17 protein-coding genes, 2 tRNA genes and 1 other RNA gene are annotated in these 18,443 nt (G+C 70.5%); 16 read left to right on the forward strand and 4 right to left on the reverse strand.

From position 1 onward, the window contains the following. Positions 1–85 precede the first annotated feature (85 nt). The 3 genes from HC031_RS24255 to HC031_RS24265 all read left to right on the forward strand — a co-directional run bounded on the left by HC031_RS24255 (position 86) and on the right by HC031_RS24265 (position 3,594). Positions 86–1,648, forward strand: coding sequence for a M48 family metallopeptidase (locus HC031_RS24255; protein ID WP_167927722.1), 1,563 nt, complete (start codon positions 86–88; stop codon positions 1,646–1,648). 28 nt (positions 1,649–1,676) lie between these two features. Next, positions 1,677–2,684 (forward strand): S-methyl-5-thioribose-1-phosphate isomerase, encoded by a 1,008-nt coding sequence (gene mtnA, locus HC031_RS24260; RefSeq protein ID WP_167927723.1) that lies wholly within the window; start codon positions 1,677–1,679, stop codon positions 2,682–2,684. Between the two features lie 202 nt (positions 2,685–2,886). Further along, positions 2,887–3,594, forward strand: a complete 708-nt coding sequence (locus HC031_RS24265) for a glycosyltransferase (protein ID WP_167927724.1) — start codon at positions 2,887–2,889, stop codon at positions 3,592–3,594. A gap of 13 nt (positions 3,595–3,607) precedes the next feature. Here HC031_RS24265 and HC031_RS24270 read toward each other — a convergent pair whose 3' ends face one another. Continuing rightward, a complete protein-coding gene (locus tag HC031_RS24270) occupies positions 3,608–4,333 on the reverse strand; it encodes a M23 family metallopeptidase (protein WP_338090811.1) in 726 nt (241 codons plus the stop codon). 149 nt (positions 4,334–4,482) lie between these two features. Here HC031_RS24270 and HC031_RS34880 point away from each other — a divergent pair, with 149 nt between their 5' ends. From HC031_RS34880 to HC031_RS24290, 4 genes are all read left to right on the forward strand, one after another. Then, positions 4,483–5,067, forward strand: coding sequence for a hypothetical protein (locus tag HC031_RS34880; RefSeq protein ID WP_240942896.1), 585 nt, complete (start codon positions 4,483–4,485; stop codon positions 5,065–5,067). A gap of 147 nt (positions 5,068–5,214) precedes the next feature. Next, positions 5,215–5,382, forward strand: a complete 168-nt coding sequence (locus tag HC031_RS24280; protein ID WP_167927726.1) for a hypothetical protein — start codon at positions 5,215–5,217, stop codon at positions 5,380–5,382. Between the two features lie 183 nt (positions 5,383–5,565). Next, positions 5,566–6,099 (forward strand): tRNA adenosine deaminase-associated protein, encoded by a 534-nt coding sequence (locus HC031_RS24285; RefSeq protein ID WP_167927727.1) that lies wholly within the window; start codon positions 5,566–5,568, stop codon positions 6,097–6,099. An 11-nt stretch (positions 6,100–6,110) separates the two neighbouring features. Further along, complete coding sequence (locus HC031_RS24290; RefSeq protein ID WP_167927788.1) at positions 6,111–6,611, forward strand: nucleoside deaminase; 501 nt, start codon at positions 6,111–6,113, stop codon at positions 6,609–6,611. A 39-nt stretch (positions 6,612–6,650) separates the two neighbouring features. Here the strand turns inward: HC031_RS24290 and deoD are convergent, their stop codons facing one another. After that, complete coding sequence (gene deoD, locus HC031_RS24295; protein WP_167927728.1) at positions 6,651–7,358, reverse strand: purine-nucleoside phosphorylase; 708 nt, start codon at positions 7,356–7,358, stop codon at positions 6,651–6,653. Between the two features lie 77 nt (positions 7,359–7,435). Here deoD and HC031_RS24300 point away from each other — a divergent pair. Next, positions 7,436–7,522, forward strand: a tRNA-Ser gene (locus HC031_RS24300). Positions 7,523–7,582: 60 nt separating this feature from the next. Here HC031_RS24300 and HC031_RS24305 read toward each other — a convergent pair. Both HC031_RS24305 and HC031_RS24310 read right to left on the reverse strand, forming a co-directional pair. Beyond that, complete coding sequence (locus HC031_RS24305) at positions 7,583–9,202, reverse strand: methyl-accepting chemotaxis protein (RefSeq protein WP_167927729.1); 1,620 nt, start codon at positions 9,200–9,202, stop codon at positions 7,583–7,585. A 435-nt stretch (positions 9,203–9,637) separates the two neighbouring features. Beyond that, positions 9,638–9,727, reverse strand: a tRNA-Ser gene (locus HC031_RS24310). A gap of 52 nt (positions 9,728–9,779) precedes the next feature. Here HC031_RS24310 and ffs point away from each other — a divergent pair. The 8 genes from ffs (at position 9,780) to HC031_RS24350 (ending at position 18,433) form a co-directional block, all read left to right on the forward strand. After that, positions 9,780–9,874, forward strand: an RNA gene (ffs, locus tag HC031_RS24315) — signal recognition particle sRNA small type. A 60-nt stretch (positions 9,875–9,934) separates the two neighbouring features. After that, the gene (locus tag HC031_RS24320) at positions 9,935–12,691 is read left to right on the forward strand and encodes a DNA polymerase III subunit gamma and tau (RefSeq protein ID WP_167927730.1); all 2,757 of its coding nucleotides are present in this window, start codon (positions 9,935–9,937) and stop codon (positions 12,689–12,691) included. After that, positions 12,688–13,107: a GNAT family N-acetyltransferase gene (locus HC031_RS34065; protein WP_338090812.1), complete on the forward strand. Its 420-nt coding sequence runs from the start codon at positions 12,688–12,690 to the stop codon at positions 13,105–13,107. Before HC031_RS24320 ends, HC031_RS34065 begins: the two co-directional genes overlap by 4 nt. 34 nt (positions 13,108–13,141) lie before the next feature. Then, the gene (locus HC031_RS24330; protein ID WP_167927731.1) at positions 13,142–13,465 is read left to right on the forward strand and encodes a YbaB/EbfC family nucleoid-associated protein; all 324 of its coding nucleotides are present in this window, start codon (positions 13,142–13,144) and stop codon (positions 13,463–13,465) included. Positions 13,466–13,472: 7 nt separating this feature from the next. Next, entirely contained in the window at positions 13,473–14,066 is a 594-nt protein-coding gene (gene recR, locus HC031_RS24335) for a recombination mediator RecR (RefSeq protein ID WP_167927732.1), read from the forward strand. A gap of 416 nt (positions 14,067–14,482) precedes the next feature. Further along, positions 14,483–15,460, forward strand: coding sequence for an ABC transporter permease (locus HC031_RS24340; RefSeq protein ID WP_338090813.1), 978 nt, complete (start codon positions 14,483–14,485; stop codon positions 15,458–15,460). Between the two features lie 96 nt (positions 15,461–15,556). Further along, entirely contained in the window at positions 15,557–17,326 is a 1,770-nt protein-coding gene (locus tag HC031_RS24345) for an ABC transporter substrate-binding protein (RefSeq protein WP_338090814.1), read from the forward strand. A gap of 105 nt (positions 17,327–17,431) precedes the next feature. After that, the gene (locus tag HC031_RS24350) at positions 17,432–18,433 is read left to right on the forward strand and encodes an ABC transporter permease subunit (RefSeq protein WP_167927734.1); all 1,002 of its coding nucleotides are present in this window, start codon (positions 17,432–17,434) and stop codon (positions 18,431–18,433) included. Positions 18,434–18,443 lie beyond the last annotated feature (10 nt).

The raw sequence follows: 18,443 nt of genomic DNA on the forward strand, positions 1-18,443 counted from the left end.
CCGGGTCGTCGTACATCCGGAGGAGAGACATCGATGATCACGACGATTAAGGTCGCTCGACGGTGCTACGGGAAGAGGAACCGGTATGGTCACCACAGTGCGCGCGGCGGTGTCGGCCGTCCTGCTCGCCGGCTTCTATGTCCTCGCCTTCGGCCTGGTCGCCGCGCTCGGCTGGATCACGGTGTGGCTGTGGCACGAGCACTCGGGCGTCGCCGCCGGCAAGCTGAGCTTCCTGGTCATCGCCATCGCGGTCGGGATCGTGTCGGCACTGTGGAAGGTGGTCACCACCCGGCCGCAGCGACCCGACGGGGTGGTGATCGACGAGCGGCAGGCGCCGGAACTGTGGACGGCCGTGCGCGAGCTGGCCGGGGCCGTGCAGACCCGGGTACCCGACGAGATCCGGCTGGTCGCCGAGGTGAACGCGGCCGTCACCGAGGACGCCCGGCTGCTCGGCCTGCGGGCCGGCCGGCGCTACCTCTACATCGGGGTCCCGCTGCTGCAGGCGCTCACCGTCGACCAGATACGGGCCGTGCTCGCCCACGAACTCGGCCACTACTCCCACAGCCACACCCGGCTGGGCGCCCTGACCTACCGGGGTCAGGCGGCCATCGTGCACACCGTCGTGCAGGTCGGCCCCAAGAGCCTGGCCGGTCGGATCTTCGGCCTGTACGCGCGGCTGTACTTCCTGGTCTCGCTCGCGGTCAGCCGGCGTATGGAGCTCGAGGCCGACCGGGCCGCCGTCCGGGTGGCCGGCAGCGGCGCGACCGCCACCGCTCTCCGCGAGCTGCCGGTACTCAACGCCGCGTGGGGCTTCTACCTCAACAACTATGTCGGCTGGGGCCTCGACTCGGGTTACGCCCCGACCGACGTCCTGGGCGGCTTCGGCCGGATGCTCGCCGCGCGCGGTGACGAGCTGGCTGAGCTGCGCGGGAAGGCGCCCGACGAGAAGTACTCGCGGTGGGACTCGCACCCGCCGATCGCCACCCGGGTAGCGATGATCGAGCGGGAGCCCACCGTGCCCGACAGCGGCGACCACCGCCCGGCGGAGGCCCTTGTACCGGTCCTGCCGGAGCTGCTCGAGGCGGTCGAGCGGACCGCGTTCGACTTCGGCGACCGCGTCCGGGTGCCGTCCGAGGAGTACACGGGCCAGGCCATGCGGATGATTCGTCAGCGGCAAGCCGACGTGCTCTACCGGATGGCCGCCCGGATCGCCGATGTGCCGCGCAGCGACCTGGGCACCGTACTGTCCCTGATCGAGACCGGCCGGGGTGGCGAACTCGGTTCCGCGCTGCGCCCCGGCGAGATCCTCGGCCCCGTCGCCAGTGCCGAGGCGCTCAGGTCGGCGCTGGAGAGCGCGCTCGGCGTAGCCGTGGAGCGGGCGGGCACCGGGCGCTGGCAGCACTCGTGGTCGCAGCGGGCCACCCTGGTCGGGCGGGACGGTTCGCCGCTGGGCCTGGGCCCGCTCGTGGCGGCGGCGATCGACGGTGGGACGGGCGTGGCCGACCTGCAGGTACGCCTGCGTGAGCTGGGCGTGGTGACCTCGGTCGTCGGCGCGGAGGAGACGGTCGGCGCGGAGGAGACGGTCGGCGCGGAGGAGACGGTCGCGACCGCCGCCGACCGGGCAGGGGCCGTGCCGGACGCTCCGTGACCGGAATCGGCCTGGCTAGGCTGAGCCGATGCGGACCATCGACTGGGTCGACGGCGCGGTCGAGATCATCGATCAGACCGCGCTGCCCGACACGACGCGGATCCTCCGGCTGTCCACCGTAGAGGAACTGGTCGCCGCGGTACGCCGCCTCGCGGTCCGGGGCGCCCCCGCGATCGGGGTGGCCGGCGGCCTCGGAGTCGCGCTGGCCGCTCGGCAGTTCGCCGACGACCCGGACGGGCTGGCCGACGCTGTCGAGCTGATCCGCACCGCCCGGCCGACCGCGGTCAACCTGGCCCGCTGCGTGCGGCGGGTCGCCGGCCGGCTGCCGGACGGCCCGGAAGCCGTCCTCGCCGAAGCGCTGCGCATCCGCGACGAGGAGATCGCCAGCGCCGAGCGGATGGGCCGGCTCGGCGCGGATCTGATCGCGTCGCTGTGCGGGGAGCGGCCCCGGCTGCTGACCCACTGCAACACCGGAGCGCTGGCGACGGTGACGGGCGGCACCGCGCTCGCGGTCGCGTTCGAGCTGCACCGGCGGCGCGCGCTCGCCGGCATGGTGGCCAGCGAGACCCGCCCGCTGCTGCAGGGCGCGCGGCTGACCGCTTGGGAGCTGGGCCGGGCCGGCATCCCGTACCGGGTGGCCGTCGACGGCGCCGGTCCGTTCCTGATGGCTCGCGGTGAGGTCGACGCGGTGATCCTGGGCGCCGACCGGATCTGCGCCAACGGCGACGTGGTCAACAAGGTCGGAACGTACGCCCATGCGCTCGGCGCCCGGGCCGCCGGCATCCCGTTCGTCGTGGTGGCGCCCGAGTCGACGGTCGACCTGGACACGCCGTCGGGTGACGCGGTCGAGATCGAGGACCGGGGCGCGGCGGAGGTCACGTCGCTGTTGGGCGCGGCCTGCGCGCCGGGAGACGCTGACGCGGTCAACCCCGCATTCGACGTGACCCCGCATTCGCTGGTCACCGCGATCGTCACCGATCAGCGGGTGGTCCGGCTGGACCGGGGCGAGGGGCTGGGCGCGTACCGCCCGGCGTGAGCATCGGCCCCCGCCCGTTGCCGGGATCTGAGACACTGGCGAATGCTCGTCGAGGCCCTGGCTGGCGTGGTCGTTCGACCGATCGAGCGGGGTCGGTCCGGCCGGATGGCAGGCCCGAGGGCTGTGCTTGTGCGAGAGTTACCCGCGGACCGCGGCGAACGTAGGCTTGCGTCCGTTCTCTCAACGTCTCGGAGTGTGTGCCGTGAAGCTGTCCATCCTCATGCCGGTGTACAACGAGGAGGCGCGCCTGCCGGAGGCACTCAAACAGGCTCTGAACGTCGAATACCCCTGCGAGATCGAGATGGTCGTCGTCGACGACGGGAGCAGAGACCGCACCCGGGAGATCCTCGACCGCGCCGACGACCCCCGGCTGCGGGTGGTCCTGCACGAACGCAACCAGGGCAAGGGCGCCGCGATCAAGACGGCGGTCGCGCACGCCACCGGGGACTACCTGATCATTCTGGACGCCGACCTCGAGTACGACCCGCAGGACATCCCCCGTCTGCTCGCCCCCGTGCTCGACGGGCGCGCCACGGTCGTCTACGGAAATCGGACCTTCGGCGGCCACAGTTCGTTCTCGTTCTGGTACGTGATGGGCAACAAGGGCGTGACCACCGCCGCGAACGTGCTCTTCAACTGCTACATCGGCGATCTGGAGACCTGTTTCAAACTGATGCCGCTGGACCTGTACCGCGCGCTTCAGATCAGGTCCAAGGGCTTCGGCATGGAGGCCGAGGTGACCGGCAAGCTGTTACGCAACGGCTACCGGCCGTACGAGCTTCCGATCAGCTACCGCGCCCGCACCCGGGAAGAGGGCAAGAAGATCACCTGGAAGGACGGCGTCGAGGCGCTGTGGATCCTGCTGCGTGAGCGGGTGCGCCGGCCCCTCCCGGCGGCCGCCGGCAGGTGAGGGCGCGCTGCGCTCACCGTGTGCCGGGCGTCGGCGCGGTAGGGCAGCCGTGCTCGTGCTGCCAGGTGCCGACCTCGTCGACCGGGGACAGGTTGCCGCCGGCCTGCCAGGAGTCCAGGTACTTCCACGGGTAGATCACGCCGCGGCGTACCCACCAGTCGCCGGTGCGCAGACAGATCGGCGACAGGCCGAAATGCAGGTGACAGACGTTGCTGGCGTTGCCGGTGTGCCCGACCGTGCCGAGCTGCGTCCCGGCGGTGACCCGGACGCCGGCGTCGATACCGGCGGCGATCGACGACAGGTGCGAGCCGTAGTAGCGGACGCCGTCGTCACCGGCGATCGACACCGACAGCCCGCCCTTGTCCTCGCCGGCCGGCTGAGCGGGGTCGAACCGGTCCACCCGGCTGACTTCGAGCACGATGCCGCTCACGGCGGCGCGTACCGGCGAACCGCAGGCGGCGAAGATGTCGGTCGCCGGATAGTCGTGGTGGGTGTGGCCGTAGCTGGCACGTGCGCCCACCGGGAACACCCGGCGCACCTCGGCCGGCGTGGACGGTGCCGGGGCGGCGGAGCCCGCGACGCTCGGCGCCGGGGTCGGCGTGAGGCTCGGCGAGCCGCCCGGCGACGCGCTCGGCCCGCGGAGCCCGATTTCGGTGTGACCGTTCGAGACGCCGCAGCCACCCGCCGCCGCGGCCAGGAGCAGGCCACCGGCGAGTACGCGAAGGAAACGGCTCGGCACCGGCCCATCCTGCCAGCAGATGTCGATGCCCGGCTTCCCGGTCGCGGGCCCGCTCCCGCTGCCCGTTCCGGCTGCCCGTTCCGGCTGCATGTTCCGGTCGCTTGTTCCGGCTGCCTGTTCCGGCCGCCGCGACGATAGGCTGCGACGTGGTGGACAGCGGGGGTAACGAGACTGCGGCCGGCCCGAACACGGGCCGGCCGTCACCGTGGGCGCCGCCCGGGGCGGGCGGCGCTCCGGAGGGTCCGCCCGCCCGGCCGCAGTGGACACCGCCGGCGTCCGTGCCCCCGCAACAGCCGGATTGGCCGTCGGCCCCGGCGCGGCCGGGTACGTCGGGCTGGCCACCTGACACCCTGGCCACCCCGCGTACCGGCGGGCAGCCCGCCCGGCCGCCGGCCGCGCCGGCGATGCGGGCAACGTCCGGGCTGTTCTCGTCGGGGCCGCCGCGCCCGACCTTCCGCGAGCCGTTCCCGGTCCGTGGCGGCTCCGTCGCCCTGGGGATGCTCGGTGGCGGGTTGTGGATGATGCTGTTCGGCCTGCTGGCCTCCAACGCCGGCGGCTATGCGTGGATCACGATCCTGGCCGGGCTCGCGGCCTGGCTGGTCGCGCTGGTGCTCGTCCGGATGGGCGACCGTGGCGCCGCGGTCGGGATCGCGGTGTCCGTCGCCGTCGGCCTCGCGATCGCCACGATCGTGGTGGCGGTCCGCTGGGCGGCGGGTGACTGGCTGCTGTGGTGAGCGCACCCGTTCGTCGATCGGGAGGCCGGGGCGGATCGTGCCGGCGCGGCGGCGAAGAGTGCCGATGCCGATAGCCTCCCGTGCCGGGCTGATTGCGGAAGGTACCCCGTCTTGACGGATGGACCGCCGGCCTTCACTCTCGGCCGTATGGCTTTGACGCTGCAACGGCTTGACCCCGACCGGCGCCGTCGTCGGCTCCGGATTCTCGCCGAGCGGGCCGAGGCGAAGGCGGTGCACGACCCGGTGCAGCCGCCGCGCATGCGGGCCGATCGACTGCGGCAACTCATCGCCAAGCGCCGGCGCCTCGTCGGGTAGCCGGCCCGGGCGGTCACCCGACGAGCGATGCGGTCACTCGCAGGCGCGACACGCCGGGGTGTCAGGCCGGACCCAGCGGGAAGCGGACCCGACGGCTGCATATTCTCGCTAGCGGCCGCTTTCTGGGGACATCGTTGTTTCTCATCGGGTTCCCGCAGCACCGACGAGTCAACCGGGGGTACCGTGTCTTACTTCGCTGCCGCCGCCGTCCGCGGCTCCGATGGCTGGACGGTGACCGAAACGGACCTGTCCGGGGTCGCCGACATCGAAGAGGTGGCCGACCTGATGCGCGAGGTCGACCCTGAGGCGCAGGTGTCACTGCTGTTCGTGGAGTCCGACGAGACCTACCTGGTGATCCTTCGCCTCGACGACGGCGAGGACCTGCGGGTCTTCGGCTCCGACAAGGTCTTCGCCGAGGAGTCCAGGCTGGGTGCGCTGCTGCTCGGCGACGTCGAGGAGCCGGCCATCGACCTCGAGAGCGTGGCCGTCGGCGCCGGCGCCCAGCGGGGCGACAGCGCCGGCGACGAAGGTACCCGTCCGGTCCAGACCGACTTCGAACCGGTCGGCGACCCCGAGCTGCTGGCTGATCTCGGCGTGTCCGGCCATCGGCTGCTCGAGCTGTGCGGCCGGGACGGCACCCTGCCTTCCGACGTCACGGCCGAGGTGTGCCAGCTGATCGGGTGCGGCGACGACATGGAGGAGCTGCGCGAAGGGTGAGCCAGCCCGCGATGGTCGCCGGGCGCCGCGCCCGGTACGAGTCCTGGATGCGGCGGGCGATCGAGGTTGCCGGCGACGCCCCACCGCCCGGTAGCGCGGCGACGTCGCCGGCCGACGCCGACGATGTACCGATCGGCGCGGTCCTGTACGGGCCGGACGGGCGGGAGCTCGCAACCGGTCGTAACGAGCGTGAGCTCACCGGCGACCCGACCGCGCACGCCGAGATCGTCGCGATGCGCCGGGCCGCGGCCGTCGTCGGCGACGGCTGGCGCCTGGACGGGTGCACGCTCGTCGTCACCCTCGAACCGTGCACGATGTGTGCCGGCGCGCTGGTCCTGGCGCGGGTCAGCACGCTGGTCTTCGGCGCGTGGGAGCCGAAGACGGGTGCCGTAGGGTCCCTGTGGGACGTCGTCCGCGACCGCCGGCTCACCCACCGGCCCGAGGTCTACGCCGGCGTGCTCGAATCCGAGTGCGCGGCGCTGCTGCTCGACTTCTTTGCCCGTCGGCGGTGACGGGCGCCGCCCGGCCACCCGCTCGGGGCGGCCGGGCGATCACGCGATGATGGTGTCGAGCGCCACCTGGACCATCTGGCCGAACGTCTGCTCGCGCTCCTCCGCGCTGGTCTTCTCGCCGGTGCGGATGTGGTCGCTGACGGTCAGGATGGTCAGCGCCCGGGCCCGGTACCTCGCCGCGATCGTGTACAGCGCCGCGGACTCCATCTCCACGGCCAGCACGCCGTAGTCGGCGAGCCGGTCGTACAGGTCGGGCCGGTCGGTGTAGAACGCGTCGGCGGCCAGGACCTGGCCGACGGTCAAGTGGATGCCCTTGGCCGCGGCGACGTCGACGGCGGTGCGCAGCAGACCGAAGTCCGCGACGGGCGCGTAGTCGATCAGGCCGTCGAAGCGCTGCCGGTTCATCGCCGAGTCGGTGCTCGAGCCGTTCGCCGCGATCACATCCCGCAGGGCGAGGTCTTCGGAGAGGGCGCCGCAGCTGCCGACCCGGATCAGCGTCCGCACGCCGTACTCGTTGATCAGCTCGTGCGTGTAGATGGAGGCCGAGGGCATGCCCATGCCGGTGCCCTGCACCGAGACCGGCACTCCCCGGTAGGTTCCGGTGAAGCCGAACATGTTGCGGACCGTCGAGTAGCACTTCGCATCGTCGAGGAAGTTCTCGGAGATCCACTTGGCGCGCAGCGGGTCGCCCGGCAGCAGGACCCGTTCCGCTATCTCACCCGGCTTGGCGCCGATATGCGTACTCATGCTGTTGATCCTGCCAGGCGACACGACCTACCGGGGGTGCACGACAGCCCTGTCGCTGATCGGGTACCCTTCTCGGCGGTGGTGTGTCCGAGTGGCCTAAGGAGCACGCCTCGAAAGCGTGTGAGGGGGCAACCCCTCCGCGGGTTCAAATCCCGCCGCCACCGCTTCTGACAAGGCGACGGCCCGGACCTGTGCGGTCCGGGCCGTCGCCGTTACCGCTGACGTCAGTACGTGAAGCGGCTCACCAGTTCCTGGAGTTCGGCGCCCATCCGGGCCAGGTCGGACGCGGCCCGGTTGGTCTCGGCGATCCCGGCGTTGGTCGACTGCGCCGCGGAGGCGACACCGGTGATGTTCCCGGCGATGTCCGTGGCGCCCGTGGACGCCTCGGCCACGTTGCGCACCATCTCGCTCGTGGTCGCGCTCTGCTCCTCCACGGCCGAGGCGATCAGCGTCGAGTAGTCGTTGATCCGGCCGATGATCTCGCCGATGTGGGTGATCGCTTCGACCGCGTGGCCGGCGTCGTCCTGGATGACGTGGATGCGCCGGGCGATGTTCTCGGTGGCGCGCGCCGTCTCCTGCGCCAGGTCCTTGACCTCGCTGGCGACGACCGCGAAGCCCTTGCCCGCCTCGCCCGCGCGGGCGGCCTCGATGGTCGCGTTGAGGGCGAGCAGGTTCGTCTGCTCGGCGATCGAGGTGATCAGCTTGATCACGTTGCCGATCTCGGCGGACGACGTGCCGAGCTGGTTGATCGTGGTGCTCGCCGACGCGGCCGCCTGTACCGCGTCCTGCGCGACGCGGGCCGCCTCGGTGGCGTTCGACGAGATCTCCCCGATGGAGGCGCCCATCTGTTCGGCGCCCGACGCCAGGGTCTGCACGTTGCGGCTGATGTGTTCGGCGGCCTGCGAGACGACCGCGGCCTGGGTGGAGGTCTCCTCGGACGACGCGGCGATCTGCTGGCTGACCGCGGTCAGCTCCTCGCCCGATCCCGCGAGCGTGTGCGCGCTGTCGGCGACGGCGCCGACCATCTGGCGCAACCGTTCGGTGGCGAGATCCAGGCCGCGGGCCATCCGGCCCAGTTCGTCGCCAGCGTCGACGTCGGCGGAGTGAGTCAGATCACCTACGGAGATCCGGTCCACGACCGCGGACACCTTCCGGACCGCATGGATGATCGACCGTACGGTGAGCAGGGCGAGCAGCGCCGCCAGCACCATGCCGATCACGGCGGTGACGACGACGGTGGTGCGGGCGGTGTCGTAGTCGTCGCTGTTGATCTGCATCTGCGTCGTCACGCGCTTCTGCGCACTGCCGATCAGCTTGTCGACGTCGGCCTGGATCTGCGTCGCGATCGGCTTGACCTGCTGGCTGCGGATCGCCGCGAACTCGGCCTTCTTGCCGGCCCACCCGAGGGGGATGAGCTGGTTGCTGACGATGTCGGTGAAGGAGTTCCAGTTGGTCGTGAGATCGTCCAACGTGGCCCGCTCGTCGGCGGTCAGCGCGGTTTTGCCGTAGGCGGCGAGCGCGTCGTTCATGGCGGTGACGTCCTTGAGCCACGCCTGGTGCTCCGTACTGCTGGCGTCCGTCGCCAGCGTCTGGTCGGCGAGGCTGTCGACCCGGGACTGCAGGTAGGCCCGGCGGACCTCACTGACCTTCAGCATCGGCGAGATCGCCTCGGTCTGGATCTGCCGGGCGCTGTCGCGAAGGGTCGCCATGTGGATCAGGGAGACGATCAGGACCACGCCGGTAGTGAGGCATGCCACCAGGACGCTGGCGAAGAATTTGGTGGTGAGGCTCTGGTCGACGAACCAGTTGGTACGCCGCCTGCCGGGCGAGGTGTCGGTGCCCATCAAGGCGCCACTTCCTATCGAGTTGTCGTGCCGAGGTACGCGCGGGGCGGGCCCCACCGTGATCGGAGCCCGGAAGCCGCAGCGGAGTCATCGACCCGCAGGGGTGGCGGATGAGAGTTCTGGCGGCAGCAAATGTACGGAGAGTTATCTCAAGGGGGGTACGCGCGCGGCCTGCGTCCGGCGGGGACGGGGCCCGGTTTCGGTGAATATTGGCTGGTCAACCGGGTTGGGGTGGGCGGTTCTTGCGCCGCGGGGCGGGGTGGCAGCCCCTTCTTGCCTGCGGGACAGTTATGCACTGTGTGCAATCAAGCTTTCCCGTGGCGAGGTGCGGCTCTGCGCGTCGAGGAGGGGCGGTCGGAGGGTCCCGGCTGAGGCCGCGAACGCACGTGGGGCCGGTCCGCTGGCGGACCGGCCCCACGTTTCGCCTGTTCAGGCTGGCGGAGGATACGAGATTCGAACTCGTGAGGGGAGTTACCCCAAACACGCTTTCCAAGCGTGCGCCCTAGGCCTCTAGGCGAATCCTCCGTCGAGAAGGATACCCATACGACTTCTGGCGGCGATACCGGGTACAGTAGGTGTCGCCCCTCGTGCGGCGTACATCCTGTGAACCCCCCCAGGGCCGGAAGGCAGCAAGGGTAAGCGGGCTCTGACGGGTGCACGAGGGGCCCTTTTCGTCAGATGCGCGCGCTACCGTGATGCGAGGCTTGACGACGGTGGCGAGGGAGGTCGCAGGTGGCGCTCGCGCTTTACCGTAAGTACCGTCCACGCACCTTCGCTGAGGTCATCGGTCAGGAGCACGTGACCGAGCCGCTGGCCCAGGCGTTGCGCAGCGGTCGCCTGCACCACGCCTACCTGTTCTCCGGGCCACGCGGCTGCGGTAAGACCAGTAGTGCCCGGATCCTCGCGCGCTCCCTCAACTGTGCCAACGGCCCGACCCCGGAGCCTTGCGGGGAGTGTCAGTCCTGCCGTGACCTTGCGCCCGACGGCGCCGGCTCGATCGACGTCATGGAGATCGACGCGGCCTCCCACGGCGGCGTCGACGACGCCCGTGATCTGCGCGAGCGCGCGTTCTTCGCGCCCGTGAGCAGCCGATTCAAGATCTACGTGATCGACGAGGCCCACATGGTCTCGGCCGCCGGCTTCAACGCCCTGCTGAAACTGGTCGAGGAGCCGCCCGACTACGTCAAGTTCGTGTTCGCGACGACGGAGCCGGAGAAGGTGCTCGGCACGATCAAGTCGCGTACCCACCACTACCCGTTCCGGCTCGTCCCGCCCGGTGTGCTCCGGCCCTACCTGGAGAAGCTCTGCGAGAGCGAGGGAGTCAAGGCCGAGCCCGCGGTCTTCCCGCTCGTGGTGCGCGCCGGCGGCGGCAGCGTCCGTGACACGCTGTCGGTGCTCGACCAGCTCATCGCGGGTGCCGGCCCGGACGGGGTGAGCTACTCGCGTGCCGTCGCGCTACTCGGCGTCACCGACGTCACCCTGATCGACGAGATGTGCGATGCGCTCGCCGCCGGTGACGGCGCCACCGCCTACGCGACCGTCGACCGGGTGGTCGAGGCCGGCCACGATCCCCGGCGGTTCGCGTCGGACCTCCTGGAGCGGCTGCGGGATCTGATCGTCCTGCAACAGGTGCCCGACGCGGCGGCCAAGGGTCTGCTCGACGTACCCGACGACCAGCTGGAACGGATGACCGCCCAGGCTGCCCGCCTCGGGCCCGCGTCGCTGTCCCGCTTCGCCGACATCGTCCACAACGGGTTGACCGAGATGCGTGGCACGACCGCGCCGAGGCTGCTGTTGGAGCTGGTCACAGCCCGCATGCTGCTGCCCGGCGCGGATGACTCGTCGTCCGCGTTGCTGCAGCGGCTCGAGCGGATGGAGCGGCGCCTGGGCGCCGCGGGCGAGCCCGCGTCGGCGCCGCCATCCGCGCCTCCCGCCGCCGCGATGCAGGTTTCGGCGGCGCCACCGACCGTGGTCACGCCGGTTGCTCCGCCGCCTGCTGTCGCCCCGTCCGTCCCGGCCGTCGCGTCCTCATCCGCTGCCGAGCGGTCTTCTGCGCCGACGTCCCCGGCGGCGCCTTCGGTGGCCGCGTCCGCGCCGCCGTCGAGGCCATCCACGCCGGTTGGTCCGCGGCCGGCTGAGCCGGCACCCGCCGGTGCGGTCGCACCCGCGCGGCCCGCAGCCGAGGCGCAGGCTTCCGACCGCGGGCAGGCGCCGGGTGTGCTGGACGCCGCCGCGATTCGCCGGCGATGGGACGAGATCGTCAGCGCCACCGGCCGTAAGAAGAAGGCCACCGCCGCGCTCGCGCGTGACGCGACCGTGCGCGACGTCGAGGGCAACACCGTCGTGCTGCTGCTCCAGCACCGACCCCTTGCCGAAATGCTGTCCCGGTCGGCCGACGTGTTGAGTCAGGCGATCACCGAGGTCTTCGGTGGCACGTGGCAGATCCGCTGCGACGTGGGTGGCGGCACGCAGGCTGAGGTGTTACGAGGCGCGGGCGCAGCGCGGAGCGCGCCCGCCCCCGCGCCGCAGCCCGCCCCGAGGGACGCTCCCTCATCCGGGCACGCCATGGCCTCGCCTCGGGACCCTCGCCCGGCCTCCCGCAGGAGCGACCCGGCGGACGGAGGCGACGACGACTGGCCGACCCCCGCCCGACCCGGCGGCGGGATCGCCCCGACGGCATCCGCATCGCCGGCCGAGGACCCGGCCGAGGACCCGGCCGACGACTGGCCCACGCCCGCGCGCCCGGGCGGGCAGGCGGTTGCCGACGGCGCCGCGCCCGGCGACGCCGTGAACGGCGGCCCCGCGCCGAGCGGCCCTGTGACCGGCGTGCCCGGCGCTGCCCCGACCGCGGTGGCTGGCGCTGCCCCGACCGCGGTGGCCGGCGCTGCCCCGACCGCGGTGGCAGGCGCCGCACCGACCGCGGTGGCAGGCGCCGCACCGACCGCGGCCGCCGGCCCTACCCCACCGGCCGCCGGCCCTACCCCACCGGCCGCCGGCCCTACCCCACCGGCCCCGACCGCCGCCGGCTTCGCGACGGCTGTCCGGTCGCCGTCCGCGCCGTCCGCGCCGCCCGCGTCAGCCGGGCCGGCCCCAGCGGCGGCCCCGGTGTCGAGCGGCCGGTCGGCCGCCCTCGCGGCGGCACGAGCGGCCGCGGCGGGCCTGTCGGGCCGGCAGGCGGTCGACGGCCGAGCCGGTGGCCCGGTGCCGGCCGTGCAGAGCGCGCCGGCGAGCGCGCCGCCCGGCAGGGCAGCGGCTCCGACGGCAGGCGGCGGGGGCTGGCGCGACGGGTCACCCGTCGACGAACCGCCGTACGACCCCGACTACGACGGCCCGGTGAGCGATCCCGAGTACCCCGGCTTCGATCCCGGAGACGAGCCGACCGACGAGGTGCTCGACGAGCGCGTGATCCGGGAGTCCACCGAGGAACAGGCGTTGCGGCTGCTCGCCGAGGCGCTCGGCGCGGAGAGGATAGACGACGGCCACCGGTGAAAGACAAGATCACTTATCGGAGCGGGTACGGTTACGAGCCCGTCGCCCGGGCGAGTGACTTCTTCGAAGGCTGGCCGAATCCGCCCGGTGAGGCGACCTTCCAGGCCGCGCTGCGGGGCAGCTACGCCGTCGAGTTCGCCATCGCGCCGGAGGAGCGGGTCGTCGGGTTTGTCAACGCGCTCTCCGACGGCGTGGCTGCCGCCTTCATACCGTGGCTCGAGGTCGTGCCCGAGTACCGCGGACGCGGTATCGGCAGTCGGCTGATGCGCCGCATGCTCGACCGGCTCGGCCACCTGTACTCGGTGGATCTCCTGTGCGATCCGCCGTTGGTCGCGTACTACCGGCGGTTTGGGCTCATGCCGATTCCGGGCATGGGGCTACGTGCGCCACGTAATCTCGACCGCACAACAGGCTAGGCTGCGAATCGCAGCCGACACGAAGGAGTATCCCGTGCGCCCCGGTGGACAGCCGAACCTGCAGCAGCTGATGAAGCAGGCACAGAAGATGCAGCAGCAGATGGCTGCGGCTCAGGCCGAGCTGGCTGAGACCGAGCTGACCGGCACGGCCGGCGGTGGTCTCGTGACGGTGACGGTGACCGGCACCGGCGAGGTGACCGCAGTCAAGATCGACCCGAAGGCGGTCGACCCCGACGATGTCGAGACGCTGGAGGACCTGGTGCTCGCCGCGCTGCACAACGCCGCGGAACAGGCCCGGGAGCTGACCGAAGAGAAGATGGGTCCACTCGCGGGCGGCCTCGGCCTGCCCGGAATGTAGGCAGGACGTGTACGAAGGCGCCATTCAGGATCTGATCGACGAGCTCGGCCGGCTGCCGGGCGTAGGCCCGAAGAGCGCGCAGCGCATCGCCTTCCACGTCCTGTCGGCCGACGCCGTGGACGTGAAGCGGCTGGCCACCGCGCTCCAGCGGGTCAAAGACCTGGTCAAGTTCTGTTCCACCTGTTACAACGTCGCCGAGTCGGAACAGTGCCGGATCTGCCGTGATCCGCGGCGTACCGACGAGGTGCTGTGCGTTGTCGAAGAGCCCAAGGACGTCGTCGCGATCGAGCGGACCGGCGAGTTCCGGGGGCGCTACCACGTGCTCGGCGGTGCGATCAATCCGCTCGAGGGCGTCGGGCCCGACAACCTCAAGGTCCGCGAGCTGATGGCCAGGCTGTCGTCGGGTGACGTGAAGGAGTTGATCCTCGCCACGGATCCGAACACCGAGGGGGAGGCCACGGCAACCTATCTGGCGCTGCTGGTCAAACCGATGGGGCTGAACGTGACCCGGCTGGCGAGCGGGCTGCCGGTCGGCGGCGATCTCGAGTACGCCGACGAGATCACGCTGGGCCGCGCCTTCGAGGGCCGACGCGCCATGTGAAGGCCCCGGACCCGCGGACGTTCGCCGACGGCGGATCCGGGGTGGCCGGTCACTGCCCGCCGAGCGGGTGGGATTTGTCGCCGAACGGCCGACTTCCGATCACGCCATCATCACGGTGCGGCCTGAAGTTGGTTACATCAGCGGGCCCGGCTATTGACGGCGAGGAGTACGAGAGACAGGGTTCCCCCAACGAAGGTGACTGACCGAGTCGCCTTCGGTTGTACTCCCTGCAAAGGCACCGTACGGGTGTCCTAAGGTGGGGAGCCGCAGGAGTCCATGCAAGGGCGACCAGATCGGTTGCCGCCTGCAACGGGCCCCAGTTCCGCCGGCGTGGCAGATGCGTCTGCCCGACGGTCGCTGCTTGGGCGCGGTGCGGCGGTCGGAGGAGGGCACGGCGTTTCATGACACTCGGACCGGTGACATCGAGCACCGACGTGGCGACGCCAGCCGGGGAAGAGACGCCCACGATCGCGGATGGCAAGAAGATCGAGGGCCGATCGCTCGGCCGCATCGCCTGGATGCGCCTCAAGCGCGACAAGCTGGCGATGGCCGGTGGCGGGTTCATCATCTTCCTGATCCTGGTCGCGATCCTGGCGCCGCTGATCAACAAGGTGCTTGGTCACCCGGTGAACGAGTACCACCAGGACAAGATCGACCCTAACCTCGGCGGCATTCCGCCGGTCGGCACCTGGGGCGGGATCAGCAAGGACTTCCTGCTCGGCGTGCAGCCGGTCACCGGCCGTGACCTCTTCAGCCAGATCATCTACGGGGCGCAGACCTCGCTGCTCATCGCGCTCCTCGCCACGCTGCTGGCCGTGGTGATCGGCATCGTCGTCGGCGTCACCGCCGGCTACTACGGTGGCTGGGTCGACTCGCTGTTCAGCCGGTTCATGGACCTGATCCTGGCGTTCCCGCTGATCCTGTTCGCGATCGCGCTGATCTCGGTGCTGCCGCCGACCAAGGGCTTCCGGATCGCGGTCATGGTTCTCATCATCGGTGGGTTCAGCTGGCCCTACATCGGCCGGATCGTCCGCGGGCAGGCGCTGTCCCTGCGCGAGCGCGAGTTCGTGGAGGCGGCGCGCAGCGTCGGCGCCGGCAGCTTCCGGATCATCTTCCGCGAGCTGCTGCCCAACCTCGCGGCGCCGATCCTGGTCTACAGCACGCTGATCATCCCGTCGAACATCCTCTTCGAGGCGGCGCTGTCGTTCCTCGGGGTCGGTGTACCGCCGCCCACCCCGTCGTGGGGCCGGCTGTTGTCGGACGCGGTCGACTACTACGAGTACGACCCCATGTACATGCTCATCCCCGGCTTGGCGATCTTCGTTACCGTGTTGGCCTTCAACCTTTTCGGTGACGGGCTGCGCGATGCGCTCGACCCCAAGTCCAACCGCTGACCACCCGGACCGGGTGTTCACCGCCACCCCGCACGCAGTACCGCCCCGGACGGCCCACTCCTGGTGTGGGCCGCAGCAACAAGGAGGGAATCCGCAGTGAGAATCACAAGAGGAGCGGTGGTGGCCGGTTCGGTCGCCCTCGCCCTAGGGCTGTCCGCCTGTGGCGGCGGCGGCTCGTCCAGCAATAGCAGCAACAACAACACGGGCTCCAGCTCCGGCTTCAACGCCGGCACGAAGGGCATCGTGAACCCGTCCACCAAGAAGGGCGGCACGCTGCGGATCGGGTACAGCTCGGACGTCGACTCGTTCGACCCGACCCGGATCTACTACGCCTCCGGCGAGAACTTCATGGCGCTGTACAACCGGACGCTGCTCGCCCCGGCCCAGAAGCCGGGCAAGGACGGCCTGGTCCTCCAGCCCGACCTGGCCGAGTCGCTGCCGCAGATCAGCGCGGACAAGCTGACCTACACCTTCAAGCTCCGCAAGGGCCTGAAGTTCGAGGACGGCAGCCCGATCACGTCCAAGGACGTCAAGTACGCCGTCGAGCGCAGCTTCGCGCAGGACGTCCTCTCCGGCGGTCCGACCTACATCGTCGACCAGCTGGACCAGGGCCAGAACTACCCCGGCCCGTACAAGGACACCGACCCCAACAAGATGGGGCTGAAGTCGGTCCAGACGCCGGACGACAGCACGATCGTCTTCCACCTCGCGCAGCCGTACGCGGACTTCCCGTACCTGCTGCCGATGCTCGCCGGTGCGGTGCCGGCGGCCAAGGACACCGGTGAGAAGTACACCGACCACGTGGTCTCCGACGGCCCGTACAAGTTCGAGTCGTTCGACCCGGGCAAGAAGGTCGTGCTGGTCCGTAACCCGAACTGGGACCCGGCGACCGACCCGATCCGCAAGGCGCTGCCGGACCGGATCGAGATGACGCTGCAGATGAACCCGGACGAGCTCGACAAGCAGCTGCTTGACGGCACGCTCGACATCGACTTCGGTCAGACCGGTGTGCAGCAGGCCGCCCAGGCCAAGATCCTGCTCGACCCGAAGCTGAAGGCGAACGCCGACGAGCCGAACACCGGCTTCATCCGCTACGTCACCATCAGCAGCAAGGTCGCGCCGTTCGACAACATCCACTGCCGCAAGGCCGTGCAGTACGCCGCCGACAAGGTGGCCCTGCAGACCGCGCGTGGTGGTGCGGACGCCGGTGGTGACATCGCCACCAACATGCTGCCGCCGAACATCGCCGGCTACGACCCCAACCTCGACCCGTTCAACACCAAGAGCGGCAAGCCGCAGATCGACAAGGCCAAGCAGGAGCTGGCGGCCTGTGGCAAGCCGAACGGCTTCGAGACCAAGATCGCCGTGCGTAACAAGGGCAAGGAGCCGAAGACCGCTGAGGCGCTGCAGCAGGCTCTCGCCGCGGTGGGCATCAAGGCCACGATCGACCAGTCCGACGCGTCGCTGTACTTCCGGTCGACCATCGGCTCGCCCGACAACGTGCACGCCAAGGGCTACGGCCTGATGTTCGCCGGCTGGGGCGCCGACTTCCCGACGGCCGGTGGCTTCCTGCAGGTGCTCGTCGACGGTCGCAAGATCCAGCCGAGCGGTAACAACAACTACGGGGAGCTGAACGACCCGGAGATCAACAGCCTGATCGACAAGGCGAACTCCGAGCCGGACCCGAAGAAGTCCGCCGCCATCTGGAGCCAGATCAACGCCAAGGTGATGGACACCGCGACCCAGCTGCCGTTCGTGTACGACAAGGCGCTGAACTACCGCAACCCGCGGCTGACCAACGTCTTCGTCTGGTCGTACTACGGCGAGTGGGACTTCAGCGCGCTGGGTCTCAGCGACGGCAAGTAAGTCCCACCCTTACCCCTTACGCGAGTAGTCGAAGGCAGGTGAAGGCCACCGCGCCGGCCGGTGCCGCGGCAACCCCGCGGCGCCGGCCGGCGTGAGGCCGACGACGTGATCAATTACATCCTTCGCCGGGTGGTGACCTCGGTCGTACTGATGATCATCATCTCGGTGGTCACGTTCGGCGTGTTCTTCATGGTCCCCAAGCTCGCCGGCACCAACCCGGCCGAGCTCTACGTCGGAAAGTCGGCGACCCCGGCCGACGTGGCGGCGACCGCCCGCAAGCTCGGACTCGACCAGCCCGTCTACGTGCAGTACGGGCGCTTCGTGAAGGGCATCGTCGCCGGCCGCGACTTCAACAGCGGCCCGAGCAAGACCCACTGCCCGGCGCCGTGCTTCGGCTACTCGTTCCGTAACGACCGCCCGGTATTTCCGCTGCTGCTGGACCGGCTGCCGGTCACCATCTCGCTGGCCATCGGCGCCTCGATCATCTGGTTGATAGGTGGCGTGCTCGCCGGGGTCATCTCGGCGCTACGCCGAGGGTCGATCCTCGACCGGTCAATGATGATCCTTGCGCTGGCCGGCGTGTCCCTTCCGATCTACTTCACCGGCCTGCTCGCCCAGCTCATCTTCGTGCACAATCTGCACTGGCTCCCCGGCGGCGAGTACGTGAACTTCCGTGACAACCCGATCGGCTGGGCCAGCAAGCTTCTTCTCGGCTGGATCACCCTCGCGCTGCTGTACGCCGCCACGTACGCCCGGTTGACCCGCGCCACGATGCTCGAGACGGTGAGCGAGGACTACATCCGCACCGCGCGCGCCAAGGGCCTGCGCGAACGGGTGGTCATCGGCAAGCACGCCATGCGTTCGGTGCTCACCCCGATCGTCACGATCTTCGGCCTCGACATCGGACAGCTGCTCGGCGGCGCGATCCTCACCGAGTCCGTCTTCGGCCTGCCCGGCATCGGCCGCCTCTCCATCGACGCGGTCAACACCAAGGACCTGCCGGTCGTACTGGGCGTCACCCTGTTCGGCGCGCTATTCATTGTCGTTGCGAACTTCGTCGTCGACCTCCTGTACGCCGTGATCGACCCGCGCGTCCGGCTGGCATGAAAGGGAAGGG

The sequence above is a fragment of the Planosporangium thailandense genome (assembly GCF_011947195.1).
Taxonomy (GTDB): Bacteria; Actinomycetota; Actinomycetes; order Mycobacteriales; family Micromonosporaceae; genus Planosporangium; species Planosporangium thailandense.